Origin of the sequence: Tenacibaculum crassostreae, assembly GCF_964512405.1 — a bacterium.
Lineage (GTDB): Bacteria > Bacteroidota > Bacteroidia > Flavobacteriales > Flavobacteriaceae > Polaribacter > Polaribacter crassostreae.
Map to the genome: position 1 here is coordinate 85,173 of NZ_CAZELE010000007.1, position 12,039 is coordinate 97,211.

The following is a 12,039-nucleotide window of genomic DNA, read 5'->3' on the forward strand; positions in this document are numbered from 1 at the left end:
AATGAAAAATAGAATTGTACGCGGTATTGCAGGAGCTTTTATACTAATTAGTATAATCTTAGCAATTAAAGTAAATATTAATTGGTTATGGTTTACTGCTTTTGTAGGTGCTAACCTGTTACAGTCATCATTAACCAAGTGGTGTTTGATGGATGATATTTTAACTAAGATTTTTAAAGTGAACGATTAATAGTTAAGCATTACTTTAATCTTTGTATACAATTGCGGAAATTGTTGCTGTAAATCTTCTGGAGTTTCAAAAAAGTGCTCCATAATTACAGCAACAAATTCCAATTTATTAGTTAAAGCATATTCTCTAAAATATCCTGAAGCTTTTATCTTATCTCTATTTGTTTTATCGTTCATAAAACTGGTAATTTCCTCAAACAATCTGTAATAAATTCGAGCACTTACATCTTTCGATTTTCTTCCATGAAAAGTTAAGGCATGTGAAAATTCATGAATTCCTAAATTTAAATTGTCATTTAAGATAACATCACCTAACAAAAAATCTTCCCAAGAAAACACAATTGATTTTAAACCTGGATTAAACTCTCCTTTATGATATTGTTTTGTTATTGTAGAATAGAAGCTTGTAGGGTAAACGATAATTTTATCGAAAGTAGTTGTTAAATATCTTCTCATACCAAAAGTGAGTTTAATGTATGATGAAGCTATTAATACTTTTATTTCGGGTGTTATGTTAAAACTATCTCTTTCAATAAAATCATAAGTTCTAAAAAACTTGGTTAATCGATGTTCAAAAAATACTTTTTGTTTAGCGTCTAATTTTTGATAGAAAGCAATATTTTCTTCTAAAAACTCTTTCTTTTTTTTAGGTAACTTCTTTTTTATAGGATAAAAATGCACAAAAATCGGTTTATTGAACATGTAAACATAAACCGATTCAAAAATATTAGCTCCTACTCCGATAAATCCAATAATGGTTGCTGTATATTTTAGCAAAAAAACAGGCTTCATATTAATTTTTTAAGCCAAATATATGACTTATGTAACATTTGTTACATTTTATAAAAAGCATATTTTTTAATTTTATAACATGTTAAGCAACATTTCCCCCTAATTAATTCCCTTAAAGAAAAAAAGCAACAAGTATTATAATACTTGTTGCTTTATTTTTTGTGACCCTGAGAGGATTCGAACCCCCAACCCTCAGAGCCGAAATCTGATGTTCTATCCAGTTGAACTACTGAGCCTTTTCAGTGCTTAAGCTAGCTTTTCTTTAACTATGGTAGAAATGGTTTTACCATCAGCTTGTCCTGCTAATTGCTTAGAAACAATCCCCATCACTTTTCCCATATCTTTCATCCCTTCGGCACCAACATCAGCAATAGTTTTTTCAACAATTTTTCCTATTTCTTCTTCACTTAATGCTTCTGGTAAAAATTGCTCTAAAACAGCTGCTTCTGCTAATTCTGGTTCTGCTAAATCGCTGCGACCTTGTTCTGCAAAAACCGCTGCACTATCTTTTCGTTGTTTTACTTGCTTTTGAACTATCTTTAATTCTTCAGCTTCTGATAACTCACCTGCACCAGCCTCTGTATTTGCTAGCATAAAAGCAGATTTTAATGCTCTTAAAGCTGTTAAAGCTACTGTATCTTTCGACTTCATAGCTTCTTTCATTTTATCCATTACTTGTTTTTGCAAACTCATGATATATAATTTTAACTATTAAAAAAATCCCGATAAATCGGGATTTTAAAAATACATGTTATTCTTTTACTAATCTACATTGTCGTGTAAAAACGAATTGTTAGAACGTAACAAATCGTTATTATCTGTATTTAAAGCTGTGTCAGATTTACTTATATCAGCTCTAGCATCAATATCAACTCCTAATCTTTTATATGCTGGTTGACGCTCTATTTCATCGATATTTTTACTTGCCTGATCGTTGAACTTGTAATTGAATTTCTTCATTTTTTCACGTCTTTCATCAGATCTTTTCTTTACTTCAGAAATTGTTAAACTTAACGGAGAAACTTCTTCACTTGAAATTTCAATATTGTTAATTTCTTCTTGAGTTTTTGACTTCACCTCAAAACGTAACTCCTCTTCTACTTCATCTTTAATAATTGGAGTAGAACTTTTACCAATAGTTGGTTGTACGTTAAAATCGTCTAACACATATCTTTTTTCAACTTGGTGGAATTTGATTTCTTGTGCTTCAACTTCAATATTTTTAATCTCATTTGTAGTTTCAACTAAATGAGAAGCTGGTTTAATTTCTTCGTACGAGTTTAAAGGTAAATCGAACAACAAATCTTGTTGAATTGGTTGCTCTTTTACTTCTTCAACTGCTTTAGGTTCAGTATCAGTAATATTGGTAATGACAAAATCATCTTCTGAAATTGTTTCAATCGCAATTTCGTCGTAAACAACATCAATATTTTTAATAGCTTCTGTTGTAGGAACTAAATTTAATTTTGGTTCTTCAACCTCTTCCTCTAAAACATGGACTACTTTATTAGTAACTTGTGTTCTAATAGGCTCATCTATACTTGGAGAGGTTTGTATTTTTTGATCACCAAAATTATAAGTTGCTTTTTGCTCATCTTCTAAAGTATGAACAATCTTTTTAACCTCTGTATTGGTTATATTACCTTGTTGATCGGCTGCAAAACCAGTAGCCACAACTGTAACTGATATTCCATCTTCTAACGATTCATCTTCACCGATACCCATGATAATGTTGGCATCGTACCCTGCTTCATCTTGAATGTAATCGTTAATTTCACCTATTTCATCTAAGGTAACTTCATTTGTTCCTGAAACGATTAACAACAATACGTTTTTAGCTCCGGTAATTTTGTTATCGTTTAATAAAGGTGAATCTAACGCTTTTACAATAGCATTCTTACCTCTATTAGCACCCGATTCTTTTGCAGACCCCATAATGGCTGTTCCACTGTTAGACAATACTGTTTTAGCATCGTGTAAATCGATATTCTGCTTGTAGTGGTGTGTAATTACTTCTGCAATACCTTTTGCAGCAGTAGCTAACACTTCATCAGCTTTTGAGAACCCCGCTTTAAACCCTAAGTTACCATAAACCTCACGTAACTTATTATTATTGATAACAATTAACGAATCTACGTTTTTACGTAACTCATCAATTCCTTTTTGAGCTTGTTTTGAGCGCATTCTTCCTTCAAACTGAAATGGCATAGTAACGATACCTACCGTTAAAATATCCATGTCTTTCGCAATTTTAGCAATAATTGGAGCAGCACCAGTACCTGTACCACCACCCATACCAGCTGTGATAAACACCATTTTGGTATGTGTACTCAACATTTGTTGAATTTCCTGAATACTTTCAGCCGCAGCTTGCGCTCCGATTTCAGGATTAGCACCAGCACCTAAACCAGATGTTAAATGTGCTCCTAATTGTATTCTATTAGGAATTGGACTGTTTTCTAACGCTTGTGCATCTGTATTACAAATCACGAAATCTACTCCGTGAATTTGTTTGCTATACATGTGATTTACTGCGTTGCTTCCTCCCCCACCAACACCAATTACTTTAATGGCATTCGATTGTGTTTTTGGCATGTCGAATGAAATGTTATCAAATTCTGCGCTCATAATAACTTTTCTTTTTTAATTCTTATTTCAATTTACACTCCTTTAAGGGGATTGATTCGGAGTTCGTTGTTATTTACTTATTCTGCGTTATCTAAAAATTCTTTAAAACGATCTGTAAACTTTTCAAAAATTGATTTAGATTTATCTTTTATAGGTTGTGCTATTTCTTCCTCTTGTTCTTCTGAAACAACCTCAATATTTTCTTCAATAGTTTGCTCTACTATTGTTTCAGGAGCTTCTTCAGCTATCTCGTCATTAACGGTTTCTTTTTTCAAACCTTCCATTAACAATCCTACTGCTGTTGCAAATGAAGGACTTGACAAGGTTTCGTCAGAATCACCAGCTAAATGTTCGTTTGGATACCCAATACGAACGTCCATACCTGTAATATATTCTACTAATTGACGTAAATGTTTTAATTGTGCTCCTCCACCAGTTAAAACAATTCCTGCAATTAATTTTCCTTTTTGAGTTTCGTGTCCGTAGTTTTTAATTTCTAAGTACACATGTTCAATAATTTCTTGAACTCTTGCATGAATTATTTTTGATAAATTCTTAAGTGTTATCTCTTTTGGCTCTCTTCCTCGTAACCCTGGAATAGAAACAATTTCGGTTTCTTTATTCTCCCCTGGCCACGCAGAACCAAACTTAATTTTTAATAACTCAGCTTGTTTTTCAATAATTGAACAACCTTCTTTTATGTCTTCAGTAATTACATTTCCTCCGAAAGGAATAACCGCAGTATGGCGAATGATTCCGTCTTTAAAAATGGCTAAATCAGTAGTACCTCCTCCTATATCAATCAACGCTACGCCAGCTTCTTTTTCTTCTTGACTTAATACTGCTGATGCTGAAGCTAAAGGTTCTAATGTTATATCAGATAAATTTAAACCTGCGCTTTTGATACATCTACCAACATTTCGGATAGAAGATACTTGCCCAACTACAACATGAAAATTAGCTTCTAATCTCCCACCATACATACCAATTGGCTCTTTGATATCTGGTTGGCTATCTACTTTGAATTCTTGTGGTAATACATGAATAATTTCCTCACCAGGTAACATAACTAACTTATGAACTTGGCTCACTAAGTTTTCGATATCACTAGCATCAATAACTTCTTCAGACTTTTCACGTGTGATATAATCACTATGATGCAAACTACGAATATGTTGACCCGCAATTCCTACTACAACATTATCAATTTTATATCCAGAAACACCTTCAGCTTCATCAACTGCTTGTTGAATTGACTGAATTGTTTGTGTGATATTATTAACCACTCCTCGTTTTACACCCAAACTTTTCGCTTTACCAATACCTAAAACTTCAATTTTACCGTATTCGTTTTCACGACCAATCATGGCAACAATTTTGGTTGTTCCAATATCTAAACCAACAGCGATTTTATTGTTTTCCATCTTGATTTTGTTTTGTGCACACAACTTGGTTGTGGTATTTTACATTTAACTCTTTATAATTATTAATGGTTTTGTCTTTAAATGCTTTGTTATAAAATGCGATTAGTTTTTTAAACTTTTCTGAAGCATTTTTAAACTCACCAAAAACTATTTTATAATCACCACTACGAACTGTAAATGTATATTCGTTTTGGGCGTCTCTTTGAATAGCAACAATTTCTTTAGCGAAAAAACTATTGCTATTTATAATCTTTATTAACTCTGTTAATTCTTTGATTTGTTCAGATTCCCCTATTCCTGAAACTAATGGTACTCTTGCTGAAAAATTAGTTGACAATGGTATTTTAGCACCGTATTTATCAACATAAAAAGATTCATTCTTATCAACAATTCTAGCTATAGGTGTTCGCTGCTTTATCAACGTTTTTAACACCCCATCTACTGTTAAAAAAACTGCTGTTTTTTCAACATAAGGATTTGCCGAAACATTAGCTTCCAGAAAGTGTAAATCTACCAATCTTTTTGGTTGGTTTTTAACAAATTCATTATTTTGTATTAACAATTTATCAACCATACTGTGCGTCAAAAAGTTATTATCACCTGCTTCAAATTCAACCACCGTATTTTTAACCTTTTTTAAGCCATTTCTATTAGTTGTAAACCCATACAAAAAAGCCAAAAACACCAACAACAATGAAAAAGACAGATATGTTGCTACTTTTTTCATACTAGATTTTATACTTTCCTTTTAAATTATCTTTTATTTCTTCAACTAACAAACCTATATCTCCTGCACCTATCATCACTACTATTTTAGGCTCTGATTTTAGCACTTCGTTACTTAGCTTTTCTTTAGAAACTAACTTTTTATTTTCTAAATTCATTTTAGACAACAACCAACCAGAAGTAACCCCTTCAATAGGTAATTCTCTTGCCGGATAAATATCCAACAACAGCACTTCATCAAACAATGATAATGCTACTGCAAAATCATCAGCAAAATCTCTCGTTCTGCTAAACAAATGTGGTTGAAAAACAGCTAAAACTCTTTCTGAAGGATACATTTCTCGAACTGATTGCGCTACTGCTTTTATTTCAGTTGGATGGTGCGCATAATCATCAATTAAAACAACATCATCGGTTTTCAATTTATACGAAAACCTTCTTTGAACTCCTTTAAAAGTTCTTAATTGTTCTTTTATAATTTCTAATGAAACCCCATATACATCTGCCATTGCTAATGCAGCTAAAGCATTCATCATATTATGGTTTCCTGGTAAGGAAAATTCAATATTAGTAATTATTGATGTAGGCGTTTGTACATCAAAAACATACTTACCAGCATCAATTTTAACATTATATGCCTTATAATCTGCTTCTTCATTTACAGCATAGGTCAATCCTTTTAACGGAAGCCCTTTCGCTACAATTAACGTATCAGAAACTTTATTAGCAAACTCTACAAACGATTGCTGTAATTGTTCATTTTCTCCATAAATATCTAAATGATCAGCATCCATGGAAGTTACACAAGCAATGTTTGGCGATAGCTTTAAAAACGAACGATCAAACTCATCAGCTTCAACTACCGAAATTTTATCTTCCCCTAAAATTAAATTTGAGTTGTAATTTTCAGCAATTCCTCCTAAAAAAGAGGTTGCTTTTTCAGGTTGCATAATGTGCCCTAAAATTGAAGAAGTTGTTGTTTTTCCGTGAGTACCAGCAACGGCTAAAGAGAACGTATTTTTAGTAATTTCACCTAATACTTCTGCCCTTTTTAAAACGGTATATCCGTTATTGATAAAATAGTTTAGCTCCTGATGATTTTTTGGAACTGCAGGTGTAAATACAACCAGTGTTTCTTCTTTATTTAAAAAAGAAATCGGAATGTTTTTAACTGCATCTTCAAAATGAATTTCTACTCCTATTTCTTCTAAACTTTTAGTGATTGGAGACGGTGTTTTGTCATAACCAGCAACTACTTTTCCATTTACAGAAAAATAACGAGCTATGGCACTCATTCCTATTCCGCCAATACCAATAAAATAAACGCTATGTATCGTTTTTAAATTCACTAACTGATTAATTTTTCTATTTCGTTAACGATATGATTCGTTGCATTTGGCAACGCTAATTCGTTAATATTTTCACTTAAACTTTCTTGCTTCCCTTTGTCTTTTAACAAGGTTTCTAAAACCACCGGGAAAGCTTCTAACTCACTTTCTTTAATAACAATTGCCCCATGCTCTTTAGCAACAGATTTGGCATTTTTTGTTTGATGGTCTTCCGCAACGTTAGGAGACGGAATAAATATGGTTGGTTTTCCAACGATACAAAGTTCAGACACCGAACTCGCTCCGGCTCTAGATACTATAAAATCTGCCGCAGCATAGGCTAAATCCATTCGATTTAAAAACTCATGAACTTGTACATTTTCTAACTCATTGTATTTTTTATACTCTTCAAAATACAACTTACCACATTGCCAAATAAGCTGAATGTTTTGCTTTTTAAAGAACTCTAAATTCGCTTCTATTAGCTGATTTATTTTACGAGCACCCAAACTTCCACCTAAAACCAACAATATTTTTCTTGAAGCATCTGTTTTAAAAAATTCTTTTCCTTCTTCAATTTTAGTGTGGATAAACAATAAATCTTGTCGAACAGGATTTCCTGTTTTAATAATTTTATCTTCAGGAAAAAAGCGTTCTAAATTATCATAAGCAACACATATTTTCTCTGCACTTTTTCCTAAAAACTTGTTTGTTATTCCCGGATATGAATTTTGCTCTTGTATTAAGGTTGGTATCCCTCTTTGATTTGCCGCCATTAACATCGGTCCACTTGCAAAACCTCCCGTACCTACAGCTATATCTGGTTTAAACTTTCTAATTATTTTGTGTGCCTTCCATAAACTACTTAGTAACTTGAAAGGAAACATTAAATTAGAAAGTGTTAATTTTCTTTGGATACCTGAAATCCACAATCCTTCTATCTCATATCCCGCCTGCGGAACCTTTTCCATTTCCATTTTATCTTTTGCTCCTATGAACAAAATATTTGCTTCTGGATAACGGACTTTTATTTCGTTAGCAATTGCTATAGCTGGATAAATATGTCCGCCTGTACCACCACCACTTATTATGATATTAATCGATTGCTTCATACAGTTTCTTCTATTTTAATAGTTCGGTTGTATGCAACACTTATAATGTTTCCAACCCATGAATTCATATTTTTAGTCCAGTGTTTCATGTAAAATATCTAAAGGGTTATCGTCTAAAATTGTTTCTTCTGTTTCGTTTTTAGAAGCACTTACGCTTAAAATCATTCCTAAAGCGAAACATGTCATCCAAATAGAAGTACCTCCACTACTAATTAGTGGAAGCGTTTGCCCTGTTACTGGTAAAATATTTACTGCTACTGCCATGTTTATCATTGCTTGAAAAACAATAGGAATTCCAACTCCTATCACCAGTAAGGTTGCAAAAATGGTAGTTGCTTTTTTTGCGGTTATCAAAATTCTGAATAACAATAAAAAGTAAATAAATATTACAATTATCGCTCCTGCTAAACCGTATTCTTCAACAATTATTGCATAAATAAAATCGGATGAAGATTGTGGTAAAAAGTTTTTCTGAACACTTTTTCCTGGTCCTTTCCCTACTACACCTCCTGTTGCAATAGCTATTTTGGCTTTCTCTACCTGATAATTTTCTTCTCCATCTTCTTTTGAAAAGTTTTCAATTCTGCTTTTCCAAGTATTCACACGGTTTGGCATTGCATCTGGAAATGCTTTTGCTACCAAAATGAAAAACAGAAATGAAACAAGTCCAATCCCTAAAATGTAACCAATGTATTTTAACGGATATCCCCCTATAAAAGACACCAATAATATCATTGAAAATATCATCGCTGTTGTTGAGAAGTTTGCTGGCAATATCAACATTAAAACTACCCCAACCGGCAACCACAACTGCAATAAACTTTCTTTAAATGAAATTACTTTTTCTTTGTTTTTTGCTAAATATCTCGCTACATACACCATTAACACTAAACCTGCCAAAGTAGAGGTTTGAAAACCAATACCTACAAACGGAATACGAATCCACCTACTCGCATTTGCTCCTCCAATTGTGGTTCCTTGTGCTAAAGTAAAAATTAGCAGTAAAATAACTACTGGAAACATTAAAACTGATCCTCCGCTAAAGTATCTGTACGGGATTTTATGCACACCATAAATCACCGCAAAACCAGTAAGCAACAACACGATATGCTTTATTAAATGCCCAAAAGTAGATCCATTACCAACCACATACACTAAATTGGTACTCGCACTGTAAATTGGCATGAACGAAAAAATTGCCAACACCGTAACGATAGCCCAAATAGCTCTATCACCTTTAATATGTCGAAAGATGTGTTTCATCAATCTCTTTTATTCTTATAAGTTTCTTACTGCTTCTTTAAACTTTGCTCCTCTGTCTTCGTAATTTTCAAACAAATCGAAACTTGCACAAGCCGGAGAAAGCAACACTGTATTGCCTTTTTGCGCTACTTTATACGCTACTTTAACCGCTTCTTCCGCTCCTGCTGTTTCTACTAAAACATCAACAACATTTGCAAAAGTGTCTATGATTTTCTGGTTATCTAAACCTAAACAAACAATTGCTCTTACTTTCTCTCTTACCAATGGTAACAAATCAGAATAATCGTTTCCTTTGTCAACTCCACCAACAATCCAAACCGTTGGATTATCCATACATTCTAAAGCATAAAATGTAGCATTTACATTAGTTGCCTTGCTATCATTAACAAATTCTACTCCGTTTACTTTTTGCACTTTTTCTAAACGATGTTCTACCCCTTCAAAGTCAGACAAACTCTCAGCAATCGTTTCTTTTCTTACCTTGAGTAATCTAGCAGCTAACGATGTAGCCATTACATTTTTGGTATTGTGTTTACCTTGTATTGTTAGTTCAGAAATATTCATTAATTTTTCTTCTGTATTTAGTTTCATTATTATCGTTTCTTGTCTTAAAAAAGCTCCGTATTCCAATTCTTTTTCTATCGAAAATGGCACTAGTGTTGCTTTTGTCTTGTTATTTTTTAGCCAATTTTGAATCGCTTCATCATCAGCATCGTATATTAAATAATCGTCTTCCGATTGGTTTTTAGTAATTCGGAATTTTGAGTTTATATAGTTTTCAAACTTATATTCATATCGATCTAAATGATCTGGTGTAATATTGGTTATCATCGCAATATGAGGTTTGAAATTTTCAATTCCATCTAACTGAAAACTACTCAACTCCAACACATATTCGTCATATTTTTCATCAACAACTTGTTCTGCGAAGCTGTCTCCAATATTGCCTCCAACCCCTACATTTAATCCTGCTTTTTGCAACACATAATGCGTAAGCATTGTAGTTGTTGTTTTTCCGTTAGAACCTGTAATCCCAACAATAGTTGCGTTCGTAAACTGAGATGCAAATTCAATTTCGGAAATTACTTTTACTCCTTTTGAAAGTAACTGTTGTACCAATGCTATCTTATCAGGAATTCCAGGGCTTTTCATCACCAAATCAGCATTTAGAATTTTACTTTCTGTGTGCTGATTTTCTTCAAAATCAATCGAATTATGTAAAAGAACTTTTTTATACCGTTCGGCTATACTTCCTTTATCTGAAACAAAAACTTCATATCCTTTTTGTTTTCCTAAAAGTGCTGTTCCTACACCACTTTCTCCACCACCTAGCACCACTAATCTTTTCATTTATCTTAACTTCAAGGTTACAATGGTAAATACTGCTAATAGGATTCCGACAATCCAAAAACGGACAACAATTTTACTTTCGTGATATCCTGACTTTTGATAATGGTGATGTAAGGGCGACATTTTAAAAATTCGTCTTCCTTCACCAAACTTCTTCTTGGTGTACTTAAACCACGAAACCTGTAAGATTACCGATAGGTTTTCAACCACAAATATTCCCGCTAAAATTGGCAGTAATAATTCTTTACGAATTGCAATTGCAATCACCGCTATAATTCCACCAATTGTTAAACTTCCTGTATCTCCCATAAAAACCTGCGCTGGGAAAGTGTTATACCACAAAAACCCTATCAATGCTCCTGCAAAAGCAAGTATAAACACTGTCATCTCACCAGATTTTGGTATGTACATCACGTCTAAATAATCAGCGAAAATTATGTTACCCGATACCCACGCAAAAATTGCCAACGTAACAACCATAATTGCTGATGAGCCCGCAGCTAAACCATCTATACCATCAGTTAAATTGGCCCCGTTAGAAACACCAGTAACAATAAAAACTGTTATGAAAATGAAAACTATCCAACCGTACTTTTCATACCCATCTCCCAAAAAACTAAACGCTTTTGCATAGTCTAATTCATTATTCTTTAAAAAAGGAACTGTAGTTTTTGTCGACTTATGAGCCTCACCAAATACTTGCTTTTTTCCATCAATTTGAACTATTTGTTCTGTGACAGGTAATTGTTCTTTTATGGTTACATCTGGATGAAAATATAGCATAGAACCAACAATAAGCCCTAAACCTACTTGCCCAAGAATTTTAAATCGTCCTTTTAATCCTTCTTTATCTTTTTTAAATACTTTTATATAATCATCCGTAAAACCAATAAACCCCATCCAAACTGTAGTAATCAGCAAAATAATGATGTATATATTTTCTAGTTTCGCTAATAACAAAACAGGAATTAGAGTTGCAAGAATAATGATAACCCCACCCATAGTTGGTGTCCCTGCTTTTTGAACCTGACCATCTAAACCAAGGTCTCTAACCGTTTCTCCTACTTGTTGTCTTCTTAAGTAATTGATGATTTTTTTTCCGAAAATGGTCGAAATCAACAAAGACAAAATAAATGCCATAGCTGAACGAAATGTGATGAATTGAAACACACTTGCCCCCGTTAAGCTAAACTCATTTTCTAAATATTGAAATATATAATACAGCAT

General features: G+C 33.0%; 11 protein-coding genes and 1 tRNA gene. 1 reads left to right on the forward strand and 11 read right to left on the reverse strand.

Features of this window, described 5'->3' with window-relative positions; all coding sequences use genetic code 11:
- Position 1 precedes the first annotated feature (1 nt).
- The gene (locus tag ACKTST_RS10640; protein ID WP_408047728.1) at positions 2-190 is read left to right on the forward strand and encodes a YgaP family membrane protein; all 189 of its coding nucleotides are present in this window, start codon (positions 2-4) and stop codon (positions 188-190) included.
- Here the strand turns inward: ACKTST_RS10640 and ACKTST_RS10645 are convergent.
- The 11 genes from ACKTST_RS10645 to mraY form a co-directional block, all read right to left on the reverse strand.
- Positions 187-981, reverse strand: a complete 795-nt coding sequence (locus tag ACKTST_RS10645; protein ID WP_408047729.1) for a zinc-dependent peptidase — start codon at positions 979-981, stop codon at positions 187-189. The genes ACKTST_RS10640 and ACKTST_RS10645 overlap by 4 nt on opposite strands.
- A gap of 162 nt (positions 982-1,143) precedes the next feature.
- A tRNA-Arg gene (locus tag ACKTST_RS10650) sits at positions 1,144-1,217 on the reverse strand.
- Positions 1,218-1,227: 10 nt separating this feature from the next.
- Positions 1,228-1,674 (reverse strand): GatB/YqeY domain-containing protein, encoded by a 447-nt coding sequence (locus tag ACKTST_RS10655; RefSeq protein ID WP_408047730.1) that lies wholly within the window; start codon positions 1,672-1,674, stop codon positions 1,228-1,230.
- 69 nt (positions 1,675-1,743) lie between these two features.
- Complete coding sequence (ftsZ, locus tag ACKTST_RS10660) at positions 1,744-3,609, reverse strand: cell division protein FtsZ (RefSeq protein WP_408047731.1); 1,866 nt, start codon at positions 3,607-3,609, stop codon at positions 1,744-1,746.
- Positions 3,610-3,686: 77 nt separating this feature from the next.
- On the reverse strand, positions 3,687-5,033 hold the full coding sequence (gene ftsA / locus ACKTST_RS10665; RefSeq protein ID WP_408047732.1) for a cell division protein FtsA: 1,347 nt from the start codon (positions 5,031-5,033) through the stop codon (positions 3,687-3,689).
- A complete protein-coding gene (locus ACKTST_RS10670; RefSeq protein WP_408047733.1) occupies positions 5,020-5,760 on the reverse strand; it encodes a cell division protein FtsQ/DivIB in 741 nt (246 codons plus the stop codon). Before ACKTST_RS10670 ends, ftsA begins: the two co-directional genes overlap by 14 nt.
- Position 5,761: 1 nt before the next feature.
- Positions 5,762-7,108, reverse strand: a complete 1,347-nt coding sequence (gene murC / locus ACKTST_RS10675; RefSeq protein WP_408047734.1) for a UDP-N-acetylmuramate--L-alanine ligase — start codon at positions 7,106-7,108, stop codon at positions 5,762-5,764.
- Positions 7,108-8,199, reverse strand: a complete 1,092-nt coding sequence (murG, locus tag ACKTST_RS10680) for an undecaprenyldiphospho-muramoylpentapeptide beta-N-acetylglucosaminyltransferase (RefSeq protein WP_408047735.1) — start codon at positions 8,197-8,199, stop codon at positions 7,108-7,110. The genes murC and murG overlap by 1 nt, the downstream gene beginning before the upstream one ends.
- A gap of 72 nt (positions 8,200-8,271) precedes the next feature.
- Positions 8,272-9,462: an FtsW/RodA/SpoVE family cell cycle protein gene (locus tag ACKTST_RS10685; RefSeq protein WP_408047736.1), complete on the reverse strand. Its 1,191-nt coding sequence runs from the start codon at positions 9,460-9,462 to the stop codon at positions 8,272-8,274.
- Positions 9,463-9,477: 15 nt separating this feature from the next.
- The gene (gene murD / locus ACKTST_RS10690) at positions 9,478-10,812 is read right to left on the reverse strand and encodes a UDP-N-acetylmuramoyl-L-alanine--D-glutamate ligase (protein ID WP_408047737.1); all 1,335 of its coding nucleotides are present in this window, start codon (positions 10,810-10,812) and stop codon (positions 9,478-9,480) included.
- Positions 10,813-12,039 (reverse strand): phospho-N-acetylmuramoyl-pentapeptide-transferase, encoded by a 1,227-nt coding sequence (mraY, locus tag ACKTST_RS10695; protein WP_408047738.1) that lies wholly within the window; start codon positions 12,037-12,039, stop codon positions 10,813-10,815. It lies immediately after the preceding gene.

Coding starts and splice junctions, on each gene's coding strand:
- ACKTST_RS10655 (WP_408047730.1), bottom strand. CDS start 1,674: ATGAGTTTGCAAAAACAAGTAATGGATAAAATGAAAGAAGCTATGAAG.
- murD (WP_408047737.1), bottom strand. CDS start 10,812: ATGAAAAGATTAGTGGTGCTAGGTGGTGGAGAAAGTGGTGTAGGAACA.
- ACKTST_RS10640 (WP_408047728.1), top strand. CDS start 2: ATGAAAAATAGAATTGTACGCGGTATTGCAGGAGCTTTTATACTAATT.
- murG (WP_408047735.1), bottom strand. CDS start 8,199: ATGAAGCAATCGATTAATATCATAATAAGTGGTGGTGGTACAGGCGGA.
- ACKTST_RS10645 (WP_408047729.1), bottom strand. CDS start 981: ATGAAGCCTGTTTTTTTGCTAAAATATACAGCAACCATTATTGGATTT.
- mraY (WP_408047738.1), bottom strand. CDS start 12,039: ATGCTGTATTATATATTTCAATATTTAGAAAATGAGTTTAGCTTAACG.
- ACKTST_RS10670 (WP_408047733.1), bottom strand. CDS start 5,760: ATGAAAAAAGTAGCAACATATCTGTCTTTTTCATTGTTGTTGGTGTTT.
- ACKTST_RS10685 (WP_408047736.1), bottom strand. CDS start 9,462: ATGAAACACATCTTTCGACATATTAAAGGTGATAGAGCTATTTGGGCT.
- ftsA (WP_408047732.1), bottom strand. CDS start 5,033: ATGGAAAACAATAAAATCGCTGTTGGTTTAGATATTGGAACAACCAAA.
- ftsZ (WP_408047731.1), bottom strand. CDS start 3,609: ATGAGCGCAGAATTTGATAACATTTCATTCGACATGCCAAAAACACAA.